This is a genomic window from Streptomyces lydicus (genome assembly GCF_001729485.1).
Lineage (GTDB): Bacteria > Actinomycetota > Actinomycetes > Streptomycetales > Streptomycetaceae > Streptomyces > Streptomyces lydicus_D.
Map to the genome: position 1 here is coordinate 1,092,480 of NZ_CP017157.1, position 19,343 is coordinate 1,111,822.

At 72.1% G+C, this 19,343-nt stretch carries 20 protein-coding genes; 15 read left to right on the plus strand and 5 right to left on the minus strand.

Annotated features, from left to right (window positions below; genetic code table 11):
- Positions 1–36 precede the first annotated feature (36 nt).
- From SL103_RS04685 to SL103_RS04700, 4 genes are all read left to right on the plus strand, one after another.
- The gene (locus SL103_RS04685) at positions 37–1,401 is read left to right on the plus strand and encodes an FAD-binding oxidoreductase (protein WP_069567505.1); all 1,365 of its coding nucleotides are present in this window, start codon (positions 37–39) and stop codon (positions 1,399–1,401) included.
- A 74-nt stretch (positions 1,402–1,475) separates the two neighbouring features.
- Positions 1,476–1,799, plus strand: coding sequence for a hypothetical protein (locus SL103_RS04690; RefSeq protein ID WP_069567506.1), 324 nt, complete (start codon positions 1,476–1,478; stop codon positions 1,797–1,799).
- Between the two features lie 9 nt (positions 1,800–1,808).
- Entirely contained in the window at positions 1,809–2,099 is a 291-nt protein-coding gene (locus SL103_RS04695) for a ribosomal protein L7/L12 (protein WP_069567507.1), read from the plus strand.
- Positions 2,100–2,200: 101 nt separating this feature from the next.
- Positions 2,201–3,679 (plus strand): dihydrolipoyl dehydrogenase family protein, encoded by a 1,479-nt coding sequence (locus tag SL103_RS04700; RefSeq protein WP_069567508.1) that lies wholly within the window; start codon positions 2,201–2,203, stop codon positions 3,677–3,679.
- A gap of 23 nt (positions 3,680–3,702) precedes the next feature.
- On the opposite strand, the gene SL103_RS04705 is transcribed toward SL103_RS04700, so the two are convergent.
- Positions 3,703–4,098: a tetratricopeptide repeat protein gene (locus SL103_RS04705; RefSeq protein WP_069567509.1), complete on the minus strand. Its 396-nt coding sequence runs from the start codon at positions 4,096–4,098 to the stop codon at positions 3,703–3,705.
- Between the two features lie 122 nt (positions 4,099–4,220).
- Complete coding sequence (locus SL103_RS04710) at positions 4,221–4,697, minus strand: SsgA family sporulation/cell division regulator (protein ID WP_069567510.1); 477 nt, start codon at positions 4,695–4,697, stop codon at positions 4,221–4,223.
- Between the two features lie 238 nt (positions 4,698–4,935).
- On the opposite strand from SL103_RS04710, the gene SL103_RS04715 reads away from it, so the two are divergent.
- Both SL103_RS04715 and SL103_RS04720 read left to right on the plus strand, forming a co-directional pair.
- Entirely contained in the window at positions 4,936–6,474 is a 1,539-nt protein-coding gene (locus SL103_RS04715) for an RDD family protein (RefSeq protein WP_069567511.1), read from the plus strand.
- Positions 6,475–6,550: 76 nt separating this feature from the next.
- Positions 6,551–7,285 carry an RDD family protein gene (locus SL103_RS04720; RefSeq protein ID WP_079145567.1) on the plus strand — a complete coding sequence of 245 codons (735 nt, stop codon included), beginning with the start codon at positions 6,551–6,553 and terminating at the stop codon, positions 7,283–7,285.
- Positions 7,286–7,364: 79 nt separating this feature from the next.
- Here the strand turns inward: SL103_RS04720 and SL103_RS04725 are convergent, their stop codons facing one another.
- On the minus strand, positions 7,365–7,715 hold the full coding sequence (locus SL103_RS04725) for a hypothetical protein (RefSeq protein WP_069567512.1): 351 nt from the start codon (positions 7,713–7,715) through the stop codon (positions 7,365–7,367).
- A 456-nt stretch (positions 7,716–8,171) separates the two neighbouring features.
- On the opposite strand from SL103_RS04725, the gene SL103_RS04730 reads away from it, so the two are divergent.
- A complete protein-coding gene (locus SL103_RS04730) occupies positions 8,172–10,562 on the plus strand; it encodes an immune inhibitor A domain-containing protein (RefSeq protein WP_099055376.1) in 2,391 nt (796 codons plus the stop codon).
- 117 nt (positions 10,563–10,679) lie between these two features.
- Entirely contained in the window at positions 10,680–11,168 is a 489-nt protein-coding gene (locus SL103_RS39490; RefSeq protein WP_432215338.1) for a hypothetical protein, read from the plus strand.
- A gap of 321 nt (positions 11,169–11,489) precedes the next feature.
- Here SL103_RS39490 and SL103_RS04740 read toward each other — a convergent pair whose 3' ends face one another.
- On the minus strand, positions 11,490–12,086 hold the full coding sequence (locus SL103_RS04740; protein ID WP_069567514.1) for an isochorismatase family protein: 597 nt from the start codon (positions 12,084–12,086) through the stop codon (positions 11,490–11,492).
- A gap of 526 nt (positions 12,087–12,612) precedes the next feature.
- Entirely contained in the window at positions 12,613–13,941 is a 1,329-nt protein-coding gene (locus SL103_RS04745; RefSeq protein WP_069567515.1) for a nicotinate phosphoribosyltransferase, read from the minus strand.
- 152 nt (positions 13,942–14,093) lie between these two features.
- Here SL103_RS04745 and clpS point away from each other — a divergent pair, with 152 nt between their 5' ends.
- The 7 genes from clpS to SL103_RS04775 all read left to right on the plus strand — a co-directional run bounded on the left by clpS (position 14,094) and on the right by SL103_RS04775 (position 19,023).
- Positions 14,094–14,447 carry an ATP-dependent Clp protease adapter ClpS gene (gene clpS, locus SL103_RS04750; protein ID WP_051733358.1) on the plus strand — a complete coding sequence of 118 codons (354 nt, stop codon included), beginning with the start codon at positions 14,094–14,096 and terminating at the stop codon, positions 14,445–14,447.
- Positions 14,444–15,037 carry a DUF2017 domain-containing protein gene (locus tag SL103_RS04755; RefSeq protein ID WP_069567516.1) on the plus strand — a complete coding sequence of 198 codons (594 nt, stop codon included), beginning with the start codon at positions 14,444–14,446 and terminating at the stop codon, positions 15,035–15,037. Before clpS ends, SL103_RS04755 begins: the two co-directional genes overlap by 4 nt.
- Positions 15,038–15,393: 356 nt before the next feature.
- Positions 15,394–16,860, plus strand: a complete 1,467-nt coding sequence (locus tag SL103_RS04760; protein ID WP_069567517.1) for an amino acid permease — start codon at positions 15,394–15,396, stop codon at positions 16,858–16,860.
- Positions 16,861–16,941: 81 nt separating this feature from the next.
- The gene (locus SL103_RS04765) at positions 16,942–17,367 is read left to right on the plus strand and encodes a Mov34/MPN/PAD-1 family protein (protein WP_069567518.1); all 426 of its coding nucleotides are present in this window, start codon (positions 16,942–16,944) and stop codon (positions 17,365–17,367) included.
- Between the two features lie 109 nt (positions 17,368–17,476).
- Complete coding sequence (locus tag SL103_RS37120; protein ID WP_279631134.1) at positions 17,477–17,650, plus strand: putative leader peptide; 174 nt, start codon at positions 17,477–17,479, stop codon at positions 17,648–17,650.
- Positions 17,651–17,790: 140 nt separating this feature from the next.
- Entirely contained in the window at positions 17,791–18,069 is a 279-nt protein-coding gene (locus SL103_RS04770) for a MoaD/ThiS family protein (protein WP_069567519.1), read from the plus strand.
- A gap of 3 nt (positions 18,070–18,072) precedes the next feature.
- On the plus strand, positions 18,073–19,023 hold the full coding sequence (locus SL103_RS04775; RefSeq protein WP_069567520.1) for a PLP-dependent cysteine synthase family protein: 951 nt from the start codon (positions 18,073–18,075) through the stop codon (positions 19,021–19,023).
- Positions 19,024–19,343 lie beyond the last annotated feature (320 nt).

The following is a 19,343-nucleotide window of genomic DNA, read 5'->3' on the forward strand; positions in this document are numbered from 1 at the left end:
CTTCCGTGTGCGGCCCGCGGATGCGAGGCTGAGGGCATGGACCTCATCGCACGTCTGCGCGCCGGCCTCCCGGGCGAAGCGATCCTCACCGACCCGGACGTCACCGGCTCCTACGCCAACGACATGGCGAGCTTCTGCGAGGCGGGCACCCCCGCCGTCGTCGTCCTGCCCCGCACCGTCGAACAGGTCCAGCACGTCATGCGGACCGCCACCGAGCTGCGCGTCCCGGTCGTCCCGCAGGGCGCCCGCACCGGCCTGTCCGGCGCCGCCAACGCCTCCGACGGCTGCATCGTGCTCTCCCTGGTCAAGATGGACCGGATCATCGAGATCAACCCCGTCGACCGGATCGCGGTGGTCGAGCCCGGCGTCGTCAACGCCGTGCTGTCCCGCGCGGTCAACGAGCACGGCCTGTACTACCCGCCCGACCCCTCCAGTTGGGAGCAGTGCTCCATCGGCGGCAACATCGGCACCGCCTCCGGCGGCCTGTGCTGCGTCAAGTACGGCGTGACCGCCGAGTACGTCCTCGGCCTGGACGTCGTCCTCGCCGACGGCCGGCTGCTGAGCTGCGGCCGCCGCACCGCCAAGGGCGTCGCCGGCTACGACCTCACCCGCCTCTTCGTCGGCTCCGAGGGCAGCCTCGGCATCGTCGTCCGCGCCGTCCTCGCCCTCCGGCCCGAGCCGCCGCAGCAGCTCGCCCTGGCCGCCGAGTTCCCCTCCACCGCCGCCGCCTGCGAGGCGGTCTGCGAGATCATGGCCCGCGGCCACGCCCCGTCCCTGCTGGAGCTGATGGACCGCACCAGCGTCCGCGCGGTCAACGCCATGGCGCAGATGGGCCTGCCCGACACCACCGAGGCGCTGCTGCTCGCCGCCTTCGACACCCCCGACCCGGCCGCCGACCTCGCCGCCGTCGGCGCGCTGTGCACCGCCGCGGGCGCCACCCAGGTCGTGCCCGCCGAGACCGCCGCCGAGTCCGACCTGCTGCTCCAGGCCCGCCGGCTGACCCTGACCGCACTCGAACGGGTCAAGTCCGCCACCATGATCGACGACGTCTGCGTGCCGCGCTCCCGGCTCGCGGAGATGCTCGACGGCACCGCCGCCATCGCCGACAAGTACGACCTGACCATCGGCGTCTGCGCACACGCCGGCGACGGCAACACCCACCCCACCGTCTGCTTCGACGCCGCCGACCCCGACGAGTCGCGCCGCGCCCGCGAGTCCTTCGACGCGATCATGGCGCTCGGCCTGCGACTGGGCGGCACGATCACCGGCGAACACGGCGTCGGCGTCCTCAAGAAGGAGTGGCTGGCCCGCGAACTCGGCCCGGTCGGGCTGGAGTTGCAGCGCGGCATCAAGGACCTCTTCGACCCGCTCGGCATCCTCAACCCCGGCAAGCTGTTCTGACGCCGGGGGCGCCGGCGCCGCCGAGGGCCGGAACCCGGATGTACAGCGGCGGGCCGAGACGGTTGACTGCCCCCATGACGATCAACGATCCGCACAGACCGGGCGAGGGCATGGTCACCTTCCGGGTGACCGGCCGCGGCGTCGACGACCTCACCTACGCCGTCCAGGCGCCCGGCGAATCCGGCGACGAAATCCAGGTCACCCGGCCGGAGTTGCCGTGGTTCGTGGTGACCGACGCACGCGGGGTGGGCGCCATGCCGATGCTCACCCTCACCCTCGACGCGCCCGACGCCTACGCCGAGTGCGAGATCCTCACCGACGGCGCGCCGGCCGTCCGCGGCACCGTCCACGGCCCCGCCGCGACTGCCGTGTTCATGGCACGCGCCGCCGCCTCATAAGGTTCCGCCATGGACTCGCTTCTCCCGGGCATAGCCCTCCTCGCACTCGCCGTCGCCACGGTCGCCTCCACCACCGACCGGCGCTCCCGGACCCTGGAGCGCCGGCTCGCCCGGCTGGAGCGCAAGCTCGACCTGCTGCTCGCCCAGGCGGGCGTCGAGGAGCCGGAGGACGCCCGGATGGCCGAGATCGACGAGCTGCTGGCCCGGGGGAAGAAGATCCAGGCGATCAAGGTGCACCGCGAGGTGACCGGCTCCGGGCTCGCCGAGGCCAAGGAAGCGGTCGAGCGCCGGATGCGCTGACGGTCCGCCGGGCAGAGGATGACCACAGGCCCGCCGGTGGCGCGGGCCCCTTTTCCGCGGCCCCGCCGGGCCGCCTTCGCGCACCCAGGGAGCGAGAGCCGATGGCAGCGACCGAAGCGTCCGGAGCCGCGCAGGACGAGTACGACGTCATCGTGCTGGGCGCCGGCCCGACCGGCGAGAACCTCGCCGACCGCGCGCACGCCGCCGGCCTGAGCACGGTGGTCGTGGAGACCGAACTGGTCGGCGGCGAGTGCTCCTACTGGGCCTGCATGCCCAGCAAGGCGCTGCTGCGGCCGGTCACCTCCCGCGCGGAGGCCGGCCGGGTGCCCGGCCTGAAGGACGCCGTGGCCGGCCCCCTGGACGCGCCCGCCGTCCTCGCCCACCGCGACGCCGTGACCTCCTACTGGAAGGACGACGGGCAGGTCCGCTGGCTGGACTCGGCCGGCATCGACCTCGTCCGCGGCCACGGCCGGCTGGCCGGGCCCCGCCGCGTCGTCGTCGACGGCGAACGGGTGCTCACCGCCCGGCACGCGGTCGCCGTGTGCACCGGCAGCCGCCCCGTACTTCCCCCCGTCCCGGGCCTCGCCGAGGCCCGGCCGTGGACCAGCCGCGAGGCCACCAGCGCCAAGTCCGTGCCCGGCCGGCTGGTCGTGGTCGGCGGCGGCGTCGTCGGCGTCGAGATGGCGACCGCCTGGCGGGCCCTCGGCTCCTCGGTGACCCTGCTGGTCCGCGGCGACGGGCTGCTGCCCCGTATGGAGCCCTTCGCCGGCCGCCTCGTCGCCGAGGCGCTCGCCGAGGCGGGCGCGTACCTGCGCACCGGCGTCGAGGTGCGCGAGGTGCGCCGCGAGGCCCCCGGCGGCCCGGTGACCGTCGTCCTGGACTCGCCCCCCGGGCCCGGCGGCCCGGGAGGCACCCCCCGCGACGAGATCGTGGCCGACGAGCTGCTGATCGCCACCGGCCGGGCCCCGCGCACCGACGACATCGGCCTGGAAACGATCGGCCTGAGCCCCGGCTCCTGGCTGGACGTCGACGACAGCTGCCGGGTGACCGGCGTGACCGGCGGCTGGCTCTACGGCGTCGGCGACGTCAACCACCGCGCCCTGCTGACCCACCAGGGCAAGTACCAGGCCAGGATCGCCGGGGCCGCGATCGGCGCGCGCGCCCGGGGCGTGCCCATCCTGGAGACCGACCCCTGGGGCGCCCACGCGGCCACCGCGGACCGCCGCGCCGTCCCGCAGGTCGTCTTCACCGACCCCGAGGTCGCCTCGGTGGGCCTGACCGCCGCCGCGGCCGAACGGGCCGGCTACCGCACCCGGGTGGTCGACCACGACCTCGGCGCGGTGGCCGGCGCCTTCCTCTACGCGGACGGCTACCGCGGCCGCGCCCGGATGGTCGTCGACCTCGACCGCGAGGTCCTGCTCGGCGTCACCTTCGTCGGCCCCGGCGTCGGCGAACTCCTGCACTCCGCCAGCGTCGCCGTGGCCGGCGAGGTCCCCCTCGAACGGCTCTGGCACGCGGTCCCCTCCTATCCGACCATCAGCGAGGTGTGGCTCCGCCTGCTGGAGTCGTACCGGGGCTGAGCCGGGGCACCGCCGGGTACGCGTCAGCCCTGGTCGGCGCCCAGGGCCGCGGCGATCCGGAGCTGGCCGGCGGCCTCACCGGGCCGGCCCTGGCGTTCCAGGGTGCGGCCGAGCATCAGGCGGGCGTACGCCTCGACCGGGTCGCGGTCCAGCACCGCCCGCAACTCGGCCTCCGCGCGGGCCAGTTGGGCGGAGTGGTAGTAGGCGCGGGCGAGCAGCAGCCGCGGGGCGACGAGCTGCGGGTCCTCGTCGACCAGGCCGCGCAGGATGCGCGCCGCGGCGGTGAAGTCCTTGGCGTCGAAGAAGAGCCCGGCCCGCGCCCAGCGGTCGGCGGCGGCACCGTGCGCGTAGTAGCCGTCGTCGTACGCCGTGCGGGCGGCGGACTGCTGTTCCGTGGTGGTGTACGGGGTCCCGTTCATGCCGGCGCCAACACCCGCAACTGGTTGAAAATTCCACAAGCCTGCCGGTGGGGCGCCGCACCGCACCGGCCCCCCTCCACGGGCCCGCCGGGACCGCCCCCTCGGCGACTCCCCGCACACCCCTACGCCCCGGCCTCCGGGAACTCCTCCGACGGCCACTCGTCACCCGGCCACGCCTCGTCCCGCGCCGCCAGCGCCAGCAGCGCGCTCAGCCCTTTGTCGAGGCCCAGGTGGTCCCGCTCGGAACCCGGCGGCACCACCCGCAGGGTGCGCTCCAGCCACGCCGAGACCGCCGCGGCCGGCGCCTCCAGCAACGCCTCCCCGTCCGGCGAGTTCAGCGCCGTGCAGACCACGCTGCGGCCGTCCACCTTCGTCGGCCACACCCGCACATCGCCCTCACCGCACGCCCGGAACACCCCCTCCACCAGCAGCTCACGGGCGAAGGTCCAGGTGACCGGCGTGTCCGAACCGACGTGGAAGGTGACATGGACGGCATACGGGTCGTCCGTCCGGTACGTCAGCCGGGCCGGCACCGGGATGCTCCGCTCCGGCGACAGCACCAGACACAGCTCCAGCTCTCGTTCCACCACGGTGTGCATGAGGTCCGCCTCTCTCGGTCGTCCGCACGGACCCGGTACCCGGCCCGCACTGATGCAAGAGGCGTCTGCCCCCGGACCCTTACACGACTTCGTACAACTTTTTTCCCGGGCCTCTTCCAGGTGGTCGAAAACGGGCAAGGGCACCGCGGCACCCCGCCGTCTGATAGATGTGGACGCCGCGTTGCGGCAGACTGCACCCCACACCCACCAGGCCGAGAACAGATACGGGACTTCGGACATGAGCGCCCCTACCTCAGGATCCGCCGGCGGCAGCCCCACGCCAGGCTTCTACCCGGACCCGTCCATCCCCGGCTACATCCGGTACTGGAACGGTGCCGCATGGGTGCCGGGCACCAGCCGGCCCGCCCCCGCCGAGGGCGAGGCGATGCCCGCCCCGCCACCCGGCGCCGCCCCGCCGGCCGCCGTCGAGGAGACCGGCCCGGTCTTCCTCGACGAGGAGGAACCCGCCGCCGGCACGGCGCTCCCCGCGGTGCGCCGCAGCGCCGAGGTCGAGTCCCGGCAGGCCCCCGCCGCCTGGGACGACCCGGCCCGGCTGCACGGCGGCAGCCCCGAACCGGCCGCCTCCTGGCAGGCCGACGCCTCCCGGCAGAGCGGCTTCGCCGAGTCCGACCACCGCATCTCCTGGGGCTCGCCCGACCAGGCACCCCCGGGCACCCCCTCCGGCGCCGCCTCGTGGGGCACGGTCCCCGCCCCGCGCGAGCAGCAGGCCGGCGACGTACCGGCCACCGGCGACCTGCCCGCCACCCCCTCACAGGCAACCCCCGCCCCGCGCGACCCCGAAGCCCCCCGCGACGGGACCGTCGCCATCCGCGCCGTCAACCCGGCCCGCCGCGCCCCGCGCTCCGGCGACCAGGGCACCACGGCGATCCGCGCCGTACGGCCCGACGCCGACCGCCCCGCCGCCGGCCCGCCCGCCAAGGGCGGCGAGACGATGGCCATCCGCGTCGCCGGCACCGGCCGCCCGCAGACCGGCGCGCCCGGCAACGCCCCGGCCCCGCAGTCGCCGCCCTCCGGCGGTGACCCGCAGCAGCAGGCCCACCCGGCCCCGCACGGCCGGACCCCGGCGCAGCAGCCCCCCGCACCGCAGCAGCCGGCCCGCACACCGGCCCCGCCCTCGGCCCGGCAGACGCCCGCGCCCGCGGCCGGCCTCCCGCCGCAGGGCGGCGCCGCACCCGCCGCGCCCGCACCGCAGGGCGCCGCACCCGAGGGCGTCATCCCCTGGAAGCCGCCGGCCGCCGAGGACCCGTTCTTCGCCGCCGCACAGGCCGCCCAGGGCCACCCCGCCGCGCTCGGCCGGCGGCTCGCCGCCCGGCTGATCGACACCCTGGTGCTGGGCGCGGTCACCGCCGCGGTGGCCCTGCCCCTGTGGGGCACCGTCACCGACCACATCGACGCCAAGGTCGAGGCGGCCAAGCAGTCCGGACGCCAGGTGACGGTGTATCTGGTCGACGGCACCACCGCCCCGGTCTTCGCCACCCTCCTCGCCGTCCTGCTGATCGGCGGCGCGCTCTACGAGGCGCTGCCGACCGCCAAGTGGGGCCGCACCCTGGGCAAGAAGCTGTGCGGCGTCCGGGTCCTGGACATCGAGAGCCACGACACCCCGACGACGGGCGCCGCCCTCAAGCGCTGGTTCCTCTACGGCGTGCTGGGCGTCCTCGTGGTCGGCGTGGTGAACGTGCTGTGGTGCCTCTTCGACCAGCCGTGGCGGCAGTGCTGGCACGACAAGGTCGCCCGCACCTTCGTCGCCGCCGGCTGACCCGGCGGCGGCCCTCCCGTACGCCGAACGGCCCTCGCCGGATGCGCCCGGCCGCGACAAGGGGTCGACTCGGGCCATGAGCACCGAGCAGCCCGGCAATGGCTCCTCTCGCAACAACGCACCGCAGGGCGGCGACCCGGGCGGGACCCCGCCGCCCCCGCCGCCCCCGCCCGGAGGCGGCACCCCGCCGCCCCCGCCGCCCCCCGGGGGCACCCCGCCTCCGGGCGGAACCCCGCCGCCCGGCTACGGAGGAGGGCCGTACGGCGGCACCCCGTACGCCGGTGACCCCTACGGCGGGCAGTACGGGGCGGCCGATCCGTTGGCCGGCATGCCGCCGCTGGCCAACCGCGGCCGGCGGCTGGTGGCGCGCATCATCGACGCCATCCTGATCGGCGTGCCGGTGTCCGTGATCATGACCGTGATCGTCGGCGGCGTGGACTACTTCAGCACCAGCAGCGTCGAGGCCGGCAAGCAGTCGACGGTCTCCGGCGTCACGATGCTCGCGTACCTGATCTACGAAGGGGTGATGCTCGCGAAGCGGGGGCAGACCGTCGGCAAGATGGCGATGAAGATCCGCGTCGCGATGCTCTCGAACGGCTCGATCCCGACCGCCCAGGCGGCCTGGATCCGGGCCGCGGTCTACACGCTGCCGGAGATCGTGCCGTGCTGCGGTTTCATCTTCTGGCTGGTCAACGTCCTGTGGTGCACCTGGGACCAGCCCTACCGGCAGTGTCTGCACGACAAGGCGGCGAAGACCGTCGTGGTCTCCACGGAAACCGCCCCGGCGGGCGGCATGCCCCCGACGGCCTGACGCCCCCGGCGGTACGGCGACGCCCGCGACGCGACGTGCTCGGCGGTGCGACGTGCTCAGCGGTGCGGTGACGCAGTCCTCAGCGTGAGTGCTCGCCGACCCGGGCCTCGGCCGCCGCGGCCCGCCCGGTCAGGCGGCGCCGCGCCACCCCCTCGTACGGCGCCGGTGCCGGACGCGCCGGCGCCGGCACGGCCGTCAACGGCGCGGGGGCGTCCGTGGATTCGGCCCGGACGACGTGCCGGCGGACCACCCGCGACACCCCGGGTACCGGCGCCGTCATGGCGACCAGCAGGCCGAGCCCGAGCCCCGCGAGGGCGATGACCGCGACCCCGATCCCGGTCTGCGTCTGGGACAGCAGCAGCATCGCGAGGGTGGAGAGAAAGACGGTGGCCGAACCGTAGACGAGCTGGGTGGCAGTCGGACGAGGCATGGCGGAATCCGTCCTCGGAGGGTCGGCAGGAGATGTCGGTCAAGGGCGCGCCATCACACGAGCCTACGGTCCTTATTGCCCGAGCGGAACGCCAAGTAAGCGTGACCTAACCCACGGGGCGGGAGCACAGGGGGCGCACAACACCGCGCGCGTTCGAACACGCGCTGGTGTCATGGCTGTTCGGGCGGGGGCGCATGCCCGGCAGGCATATACGCCCGGTCCCTGCCCCGCCGTCGGAGCGGACTTCCGCGGCCCCGCCCCGCGCCCTCTCCCCGCCGCCTCATCGGCCATTCTTCGGGCTCTCTTCAGGCCGGGTTCCCCTGTCCGATAGCCGCAATTCGCGGACCGGGTAACGTACTTCGCTGACGTGACCAAGTCAAGACCTGTCTTTTTCACCGTACTTCCGGTCGAATGCCCTCGAACAGTGACCGTGTTCGAAGGGGAGGACAGCGCCAAGTGAGAGACCACAGACGGGTGTTCAGATCGGCCGCCCTGGCCACGGCGATCGCCGCGATCGGGGCGGCCGCTTTGTCGTCGGGGGTGGCCACGGCCGATGCGCCGGGGCCCTCGCCGGTAGCCAAGCGCCACGACCCGGCCCCCGAGCGGGCCGTGGACCACGACCTCAAGGGTCCGTTCAGCGAGCAGCAGGCGGCCGAGCGCAAGGAAGCGCTCCAGCAGGTCATCTCCGGTGACGCCAAGGCGACCGACCGGGGCGGCTCCAAGGTCGTCAAGCTCGGCAAGAGCAAGTACGTCGAGCTGGCCCGGCAGAAGACCGACAAGATCTTCACCATCCTCGTGGACTTCGGCGACAAGGTCGACGACACCACGATGTTCGACCCGGACGGCGACGGCCCCAAGCCCCCGGTCAAGAAGTACGGCGGCGACCCCGGCCCGGCGCACAACCGGATAGCCCAGCCGGACCGTGCCAAGGACAACAGCACGGCCTGGCAGAAGGACTTCAACCGGCAGCACTTCCAGGACCTCTACTTCTCCCACGACCGGAAGAAGCAGTCGCTCGCCAAGTACTACGAGAAGCAGTCCTCGGGCCGCTACTCGGTCAACGGCGAGGTCTCCGACTGGGTCAAGGTCGACTGGAACGAGGCCCGCTACGGTTCCAACTACTGCGGCCAGACCAACTGCGCCAACGCCTGGGACCTGATCCGCGACGGCGTCAACCAGTGGGCCAAGGACCAGAAGGCCCAGGGCCGCACCGACGCCCAGATCAAGGCCGACCTCGCCAAGTACGACCAGTGGGACCGCTACGACCACGACGGCGACGGCAACTTCAACGAGCCCGACGGCTACATCGACCACTTCCAGATCGTGCACGCCGGCGAGGACGAGTCCGCCGGCGGCGGTGTCCAGAAGACCAACGCCATCTGGGCGCACCGCTGGTACGCGTACGGCACCGACGCCGGCAAGACCGGCCCCACCGCCAACAAGGCCGGCGGCACCCAGATCGGCGACACCGGCATCTGGGTCGGTGACTACACCATGCAGCCGGAGAACGGCGGCCTCGGCGTCTTCGCCCACGAGTACGGCCACGACCTCGGCCTGCCGGACGAGTACGACACCACCGGCACCGGCGAGTCCTCCGTCGACTTCTGGTCGCTGATGTCGGGCGGCTCCTGGCTCGGCACCGGCAAGGACGCCATCGGCGACCTGCCCGGCGACATGAGCGCCTGGGACAAGCTGCAGCTGGGCTGGCTCAACTACGCCAAGGCCAAGGCGGCGACGAAGTCCACGCACAAGCTGGGCGTCGCCGAGTACAACACCAGGAACAAGCAGGCGGTGGTCGTCGAACTGCCCGCCAAGGCCGTCAAGACCGACGTCGTCGTGCCCGCCGAAGGCTCCAAGCAGTGGTGGAGCGGCATGGGCGACGACCTCAAGAACACCCTCACCCGTCCCGTCGACCTCACCGGCAAGGCCAAGGCGGCGCTGACGCTCAAGGGCTGGTGGGACATCGAGAAGGACTACGACTACCTCTACGCCGAGGTCTCCACCGACGGCGGCGCCAACTGGACCGCGCTGGACGGCACCGCGAACGGCAAGGCCATCCCGCGCGACGGCAGCGACAAGCCCGCCCTGACCGGCACCGTCGCCGCCTACCAGGACCTCACCTACCCGCTGGACGCCTACGCGGGCAAGAAGATCGACCTGCGCTTCCGCTACCAGACCGACGGCGGCGCCGCCCAGAAGGGCTTCGCGGCCGACACCGTGAGCGTCGTCGCCGACGGCAAGCCGCTGTTCAGCGACAACGCCGAGGGTGACGACAACGGCTGGACCAGCAAGGGCTTCTCGCGCATCGGCGCGTCCTTCACCAAGGACTACCCGCAGTACTACATCGCCGAGAACCGCCAGTACGTGTCGTACGACAAGACCCTCAAGGTCGGCCCGTACAACTTCGGCTGGACCACCGCCAAGCCGAGCTGGGTGGAGCACTTCCCGTACCAGAACGGTGTGCTGATCTGGCTGTGGGACACCTCGCAGGCCGACAACAACGTCGGCCAGCACCCCGGCCACGGGCTGATCCTCCCGGTCGACGCGCACCCGAAGGCCGAGCACTGGGCGGACGGCAAGCTGATGCGCAACCGCTTCCAGTCCTACGACTCGACCTTCACCCGCTTCCGGACCGACGCGCTGACGCTCCACCGGGACGGCAAGCCGGTCACGATCTCCTCGAAGAAGGGCGTGACGCTCTTCGACGACCGGAACGGCGTCTACTACGACACGTCGAACCCGACCGGCGGTGTGATCGTTCCTGACACCAACACCCGGATCAAGATCACCAAGGAGGCCAGGGACGGCTCCTCGGTGACGGTCCAGGTCGGCCGCGCAGGTAAGTAAAAGATAAAAGCTGCAGGTCAAACGCGGATCGGCCGTTGCCCCCTAGCGGGCAGCGGCCGATTCGCGTTTAGATGCGTCCTGAAGTTCCTTGTTGACGCCAAGTCTCACGGGGGAGAAATGACCATGACTCGTGGCGGCTTCATCAGGCTTCCTGGCGGAAGCGTGGTGGTCGCCCTCTCACTGCCCAGACCGCCCCACGGGGCGCGGTCCGGACCGTACGACTGCGGCTGCCGGGTCCGGATCCTGGTGCACGCCGTGAACCGCCAGCGCGCCCTGACCAGGCTGCGCAACCTCGGCCTGCGCTCCGTCTACCTGCGCGGCAACAGCCAGCCGCCCACCCCGGACGAGGTCACGGCGGTCCTGCACCACCCGGACGGCCTGGTCTGGCGCGAGGCCCCCGACGACGACACGGAGTCCTGGCACCCCATACGGGCCCTCTGGCGCGTCAACAAGGCCCGCGCCGGCACCGCCGCCCGCACCGCCGTCCCCCCGGCGGACCTGCCCACCCGCCCCCCGGACCTGCAGGGCGCACCGACCGGGGCCGGGCGCGGCGCCGGCCCGACCGGTCCCGTCGGCCCGGTCGAGGAACGCGACCGCGCGGCCTGAGCGCGCGGCCGCGGCCGTCGCGGGACGACGGACGCGGCGAGACCGCAGGGCCCGGTTTCCGGGCCCTGCAGCCTCCGTTTGCTGCTTGGCTCTCGGGGGGTCGCCCGGCTCTTGGGGTTGGCTCGGCTCTTGGGGGTCGCCCGGCCCTAGGGGGTTCGCTCGGCTCTCAGGGTTCGCCCAGCCGTCGGGGGCGTTCGGCCCTCACGGCCGGGCGGGCGGGGGCACGGCCGGGCGGGCGGGGGGCGGCCGGGCATATGGGGAGGCCGCTCCCGTACGCGCGCCTCAGCCGCTCGCCTCAGCCACTTGCCTCAGCCGTGCGCGTCAGCCACTCATGACCACCGGCTTGCCGGTCAGCTCGGCGCCGGCCGCCCGCAGCTCCTCCAGCGCCCGCTCCGTGGTGTGCGGGAGCACGCCGGCCGTCAGGTCGAGCAGGACGTGCGTCCGCAGCCCGGCCCGCAGGGCGTCCAGCGCGGTGGCGCGCACGCAGTGATCGGTGGCGATGCCGACCACGTCGACCTCGGTGACGCCGTGCTGCCGCAGCCAGTCCGCGAGCGGGGTGCCGTTCTCGTCCGCGCCCTCGAAGCCGCTGTACGCGCCGCTGTGGGCCCCCTTGTCGAAGACCGCGTCGATCGCCCCGGAGGCGAGGGCCGGGGCGAAATTGGGGTGGAATCCGCTGCCCTCCGTCCCGGCGACGCAGTGCACCGGCCAGGTGTGCTCGTAGTCGGGGGTCTCGGAAAAGTGGTCGCCGGGGTCGATGTGGTGGTCCCGGGTGGCCACGACGTGGCGGTAGCACCCGCCGGCCGTCTGCCCGATCAGATCGGTGATGGCCGCCGCGACATCCGCGCCCCCCGCCACCGCGAGGCTGCCGCCCTCGCAGAAGTCGTTCTGTACGTCAACGACGATCAATGCCCGGTGCATGGTGCGTGCCTTCCGGCTGGGAATCGGGTCCGGCTGAGAGCGGCCCGCCCGCCAGGAGCGAGGCCCGGGAGACGGGGCCCGCCGGGGCGGGGGAGCGGCGCGGAGCGGCGGATCGGTGGGGTCGCGGAGTGGTGGTGTGACCGAGGGTAGCCACTGCAGGGTGATTGCGGGAGTCTCCCACCACACCCCAGGATCGTCACTACGAAGAGTAATGAACCCATGGAACTAATAACTCTCCGTAATCGTTGCCGAAAGTAGGAAGGAGGCGCACCCGGCACCCCGCAAGGCCCCACCCCCGACAACCGCGGAGCCCCCCGGCACGCCGCAAGGCCCCACCTCCGACAACCGCGGAGCCTCACCCCCGGCAAACGTCGTGGCCCCGCCGCACCTTCAAGTGAACCCGCGGTACCCCGTGCGCCGCACCCTGCCCCGCCCCCCCGAAGCCCTTCCCGGACGCCCCGGTCTAACGACCTACCGAAGCTCTCCCCGGACGCCCCCTACGTAAAGCCCCGACCCTCAGAGCCCCTCAGACGAACTCCGTGGGCAGTACCGGCTCCCCGCGCGAGAGCTGGGTCGCCGAGAGCGGGAGGCCGCCGCGGGCGGCGAAGTGCCGGTCGCGGGCGGCGTCCAGCGGTTCGCGGGCCACCACCGTGCCGCCGCGCACCAGCGGCACCTGCAGCTGGTGGTCGGTCAGCTCCGGGGGGACCGGGCCGGTGCCGACGACCTCGGCCTCCGCGACGCCGTGCTCGTCGGGCCGGCGGGCGGCCCACTTGCGACCGCCGGCGGAGGTCTTGGCGCCCATCGACTTCTTCGCGACCGGTCGCAGCGGGGCGTCCGGGGCGTCGCTGTCGGCCCGGGCGACCAGCTTGTAGACCATCGAGCAGGTCGGGTGGCCGCTGCCGGTGACCAGTTGGGTGCCGACGCCGTATGCGTCGACGGGGGCGGCGGCCAGCGAGGCGATGGCGTACTCGTCAAGGTCGCTGGTCACGACGATCCTGGTCTTGGTGGCGCCCAGCTCGTCCAGCTGCTGGCGCACCCGGTGGGCGATCAGCAGCAGATCGCCGGAGTCGATCCGTACGGCGCCCAGGTTCGGGCCGGCGACCTCCACGGCGGTGCGGACCGCCTCGGTGACGTCGAAGGTGTCCACGAGCAGGGTGGTGCCGCTGCCGAGGGTCTGGACCTGGGCGGTGAAGGCGTCCCGCTCGGTGTCGTGCAGCAGGGTGAAGGCGTGCGCGCTGGTGCCGACGGTGGGGATGTTGTAGCGGAAGCCGGCGGCCAGGTCGGAGGTGGTGTGGAAGCCGCCGACGTACGCGGCCCGGGAGGCCGCCACCGCCGCGAGTTCGTGGGTGCGGCGGGCGCCCATTTCCATCAGCGGGCGCTCGCCGGCCGCCACCGACATCCGGGAGGCGGCCGCGGCCACCGCGGAGTCGTGGTTGAGGATCGAGAGGATCACCGTCTCCAGGAGGACCGCCTCGGCGAAGGTGCCCTCGACCCGCATGATCGGCGAGCCGGGGAAGTAGACCTCGCCCTCCGGGTAGCCCCAGATGTCGCCGCGGAAGCGGAAGTCGGCCAGCCAGTCGAGCGTCGGCCCGTCGAGGATGGAGCGCTCGCGGAGGAAGCCGAGGATCGTCTCGTCGAAGTGGAAGTTCTCCACGGCGTCCAGCACCCGGCCGGTGCCGGCCACCACGCCGTAGCGGCGGCCCTCGGGGAGCCGGCGGGTGAAGACCTCGAAGACCGAGCGCCGGTCGGCGGTGCCGGACCGCAACGCGGCCTGCAGCATGGTGAGTTCGTACTGGTCGGTGAAGAGCGCAGTCGACGGCACGGCCACCGGCAGCCCCAGGTCTGCTGTGTTCATGGGGGAGATGCTACCCCCAATACTCGTCACTTTGACGATAGTGGCTCGGGCCGCCGGGGAGGTGCTCCGCGGCGACGGTGGGCGGCACGCCGACGCGGCCTGGGTGAGGGGCATTTGTGCGCCGCCCGCCCCCGGGTGGCAGCATGGGGCCTGTGAGCGCCCACCCGTCACCCACGATCACGCTCCGGCCGCACCACTGCACGCTCAGTGTCCCGGTCGAGATCGAGCGTCCCGAGTCGAGCGAGGCTCCCTTCGAGGTCCCCGAACCCGACGTCCCGTGGGTCACGATCGTCCACAACGACCCCGTCAACCTCATGAGCTACGTCTCCTATGTCTTCCAGACGTACTTCGGCTACTCGAAGGACAAGGCGCACCAGCTGATGCTCGACGTGCACCACAAGGGCCGCGCGGTGGTCTCCAGCGGCAGTCGCGAGGAAATGGAGCGGGACGTGCAGGCCATGCACGGCTACGGCCTGTGGGCGACCCTCCAGCAGGACCGCCGATGACCGGGCACTTCGAACCGCTGCCGGACGGCGGCGCCGCCGTACCGCTCGACGAGGTCGAGATCTCCATCCTGCGGAGCCTCGCGGTCCAGCTGATCGAGCTGGTCGGGCCGGGCGAGGAGGGGTCGGACAGCGAGAGCGACGACCTGCTGGCCTCGGTGTTCAACGACGGCCCCAGCGAGCCGCCCGCGGACCCGGTCCTGGCCCGTCTCTTCCCGGACGCGTACGGCGGTCCCGACCTCGTGCCGGACGACGACGTGCGCGCCGCCTCCGCGGAGTTCCGCCGCTACACCGAGAACGACCTGCGCTCCCGCAAGCGCACGGACGCGCTGGCGCTGATCCGCGCGCTGGACACGCTCGCGCCGTCCGGCGGGGAGGCCGTGCTGCGGCTGAAGCCCGACGAGTGCCGGCAGTGGCTGGGGGCCCTCAACGACCTCCGGCTGGCCATCGGCACCCGTCTGGAGGTCACCGACGAGGAGGACGGGGGCGAGCTGCTGCGGCTGCCGGACAGTGATCCGCGCAAGCCGATGGTGATGGCCTACCTCTGGCTGGGCGGGCTCCAGGAGACCCTCGTCGAGTCGCTGACGGGCTGATTGACGGACCAAAGGCAGACATGTCCGGGCGTATCGCCCGGCCTGTCGGCGTGAAGTGTTCGCGCGGTGTTCGCTCAGCGGATGCTCAAATCCGGATAACGATCGCGTCACACCAGCCCATGTATTTCGCCGCCTTCTGCGTTGTTTGTCCGTATTTCCGGTTGGTGTGACGCAGGTCATCTCTAGGCGATCAAGGAAGCGCCGTGTTAAATGTTCACGACCTGCCGTGAGTGACGCCACCCCTGTCGCTGCGGGAGCGCTTAGCCGGCCGACCGTCGGCGTGCAGGAACTCCATCCGGGGGGATCGGGACCCGATCCGGACAGACCGGGTCGGTATGGAGAAAGGCGCACCACTCATGACCTCTGTGCAGGTCGACAAGCAACACGACGACGGCAACGAGGCAGCTGGAAAAGCCCCCGAAGAGGGCTATCAGCGGGGTCTGGGAAACCGTCAGATCCAGATGATCGCCATTGGTGGCGCCATCGGTACCGGCCTCTTCCTGGGAGCCGGCAAGGCGATCTCCATGGCCGGGCCGAGCATCATCCTCGCCTACGCCATCGTGGGTCTGGTCATCTTCTTCATCATGCGGGCCCTGGGCGAACTGCTCATGTACCGGCCCGTCTCCGGCTCGTTCTCGGAGTACGGCCGTGAATTCCTCGGCCCGTTCATCGGCTTTGTGACCGGCTGGACGTACTGGCTTTTCTGGGTTGTCACCGGCATTACCGAAGTGACCGCCGCGGCCACCTATGTCCAGTACTGGAACAAGGGCATACCGCAATGGGCCTCGGCGCTGGTCTTCACCGTCGCGCTCTTCGGTATCAACCTGATCTCCGTGAAGATCTTCGGTGAACTGGAATTCTGGTTCTCGATGGTCAAGGTCACCGCGATCGTGGGCATGATCCTCATCGGTCTCGGCGTGATCACCCTCGGCTTCTCCAACGCCGGTGACACCGCCTCCTTCACCCTTCTGTGGTCCCACGGCGGGTTCTTCCCCAAGGGCATCGGCGGCACGCTGATGACGCTGCAGATCGTGATGTTCGCCTTCCTCGCCGTCGAGCTCGTCGGCGTCACCGCGGGCGAGGCGACCAACCCGAAGAAGGTCCTGCCCAAGGCGATCAACACGGTGCCGTGGCGGATCGGCCTCTTCTACATCGGCGCGCTGATCATCATCCTGTCCGTCGTCAGCTGGACGGCCTTCAAGCCGGGCGTCAGCCCCTTCGTGGCCGCCTTCCAGCAGATCGGCCTGCCGGCCGGCGCGGGCATCGTCAACTTCGTCGTGCTGACGGCCGCGCTCTCCTCGGCCAACTCCGGCATGTACTCCACCGGCCGCATGCTGCGCGACCTCGCGCTCAACGGCCAGGGCCCGAAGTTCTTCACCAAGCTCAGCAAGAACGGCCTGCCCACCTGGGGCACCGGCGTCTCGGTCGGCATGATGCTGTTCGGCGTCTGGATCAACTACCAGTGGCCCGGCGACGCGTTCAACTACGTCGTCTCCTTCGCCACCATCTCCGGTATGTGGGCCTGGGTCGTCATCCTCGCCTCCCAGCTGCGCTACCGCGCCAAGGCCAACCGCGGTGAGCTGCCGCAGTCCGAGTTCAAGGCCCCCGGCAGCCCCTACACCTCGGTCTTCGCGCTGGCCTTCATCGCCATGGTGATCGTGATGATGGGCGCCGACCCGGACGCCCGGATCTCGCTCTACGCGGCTCCCCTGTGGGCGCTGATCCTGGGCGTGGGCTACCTGTGCATCAAGCGCAGGGACGCGGCGAACGGCGCGGGCGCCGCGCCGCAGGAAGCCGCCGCCAAGGCCGTCGACGAGGGCTGACACCAGCCCGGCTGTCCAACATGCGGGCCGGTCCGTACCACTCCTCGGTACGGATCGGCCCGCATGCTTATTCTTGGCGCCATGCTGACCCTCACCAAGGTCCTTCACGACCAGATCGTCGAGCACGCCCGCCAGGACCACCCCGACGAGGCGTGCGGCGTGGTCGCCGGCCCGGCGGGCACCGGCCGCCCCGAGCGGTTCATCCCGATGCTGAACGCCGCCCGCTCGCCCACGTTCTACGAATTCGACTCCTCGGACCTGCTCAGGCTCTACCGCGAGATGGACGACCGGGACGAGGAGCCGGTGATCATCTACCACTCGCACACCGCCACCGAGGCGTACCCGTCGCGCACCGACATCTCGTACGCGAACGAGCCCGGCGCCCACTACGTCCTGGTCTCCACCGCCGACACCGACGACGCGGGGCCCTTCCAGTTCCGCTCCTTCCGGATCGTCGACGGGGAGGTCACCGAGGAGGACGTCGAGGTCGTGGCGGAGTACTCCTGACCTGCCCGGCACCCGCACCGCAAGATCGCGTCCCAACTGGCGTACACCAACCGTCCGCATGATGGGACGAGGTTCCAATACCCGGACCGGGAATCGATACGATGACCGCATGGTTGACCACGACGTGAGCGAGAAGAGGACGGGCATGCTGCTGCACGCTCCGCTCGCCACGCGTCGCTCCGCATCCGCCCTGCTGGGCGCCTTCGGCTGCGGAACCGCACGGCTGCACGTGGATCTGTGCCGCCTGTCCAGCGCCATCTGTCCGCGCTGCGCCGCCGTCTGACCCGGACCGCACCGGGCGCCGCGCGGCGCGCCGCCCCCCCGCACCTTCCCGCGTCACCCGACGCCACCCGGCACGCCGCATCGCCGTGCAACGGGACGCACAGCACCCGCCCCGCACTCACTCCGACAGGAGCACTCCCCATGGCCATCGAGGTCCGCATCCCGACCATCCTGCGCACGTACACCGACGGCCAGAAGGCCGTCGAGGGCAGCGGCGACACCCTCGCCGACCTCTTCGCCGACCTGGACAGCCGGCACACCGGCATCCGCGAGCGCCTCGTCGACGGCGAGCAGCTGCGCCGGTTCGTCAACGTCTACCTCAACGACGAGGACGTGCGCTTCCTCGACGGCATCTCCACCAAGCTCGCCGACGGCGACAGCGTCACGATCCTCCCGGCCGTGGCCGGCGGAATGGTCTGAGACGTGCGGTACGACTCCCCGCTGGCGGCGGTCGGGAACACCCCTCTCGTCCGCCTCCCGCGCCTCTCACCCTCCGAGGACGTCCGTATCTGGGCGAAGCTGGAGGACCGCAACCCCACGGGCTCCGTCAAGGACCGGCCCGCGCTGCACATGATCGAACAGGCCGAGAAGGACGGCCGGCTCACCCCCGGCTGCACCATCCTCGAACCGACCAGCGGCAACACCGGCATCTCGCTCGCCATGGCGGCCAAGCTCAAGGGCTACCGCATGGTGTGCGTCATGCCGGAGAACACCTCCTCCGAGCGGCGCGAATTGCTCGCCATGTGGGGCGCCGAGATCATCTCCTCGCCCGCGGCCGGCGGCTCCAACACCGCCGTCCGGGTCGCCAAGGAACTCGCCGCCGAGCACCCCGACTGGGTCATGCTCTACCAGTACGGGAACCCCGACAACGCCGGTGCGCACTACGCCACCACCGGCCCGGAGATCCTCGCCGACCTGCCCTCGGTCACCCACTTCGTGGCGGGCCTGGGCACCACCGGCACCCTGATGGGCGTCGGCCGCTATCTGCGCGAGCAGGTCCCCGGCGTCCAGATCGTCGCCGCCGAACCGCGCTACGACGACGTGGTCTACGGCCTGCGCAACCTCGACGAGGGCTTCATCCCCGAGCTCTACGACGAGTCCGTGCTCACCACCCGCTTCTCGGTCGGTTCCGAGGACGCGGTGCGCCGCACCCGTGAACTCCTCGCCGAGGAAGGCATCTTCGCGGGCATCTCCACCGGCGCGGCGCTGCACGCCGCGATCGGCGTCGGCAGGAAGGCGGTCAAGGCCGGCGTCGGCGCCGACATCGTCTTCGTCGTCGCCGACGGCGGCTGGAAGTACCTCTCCACCGGCGTCTACACGGCGGAGTCGACCGAGGCGGCGATCGCGACGCTGCACGGTCAGCTGTGGGCGTAGGCGCCTGACGGCGCCCGCCCCGGCCCGCCCGGCCGGCCGTGCCGCCGGATCCTCCCGCCGTCGTGGCTCCCCGCCGCGGCGGCGGGGCCGTTTGCGGGGCCGGGACCGTGGGCGGACCGGCCCGGGCGGGTGGCGGGCCGCAAATGATGCCCGGCGCCGCGGTGCGTGGTCACAATGGCCAGGGGCCGGCACAGGACGAGGCGGCGGCGGCCCCTGCGTACGGGCGTACGGGGGGTCAGCCCGGACTGGTGATTCCGCCCACAGCTCGCCCCGCCGGAGGAGCCACACGCCCTTTTGCGCCTTACGCTCGTGGGCACCGC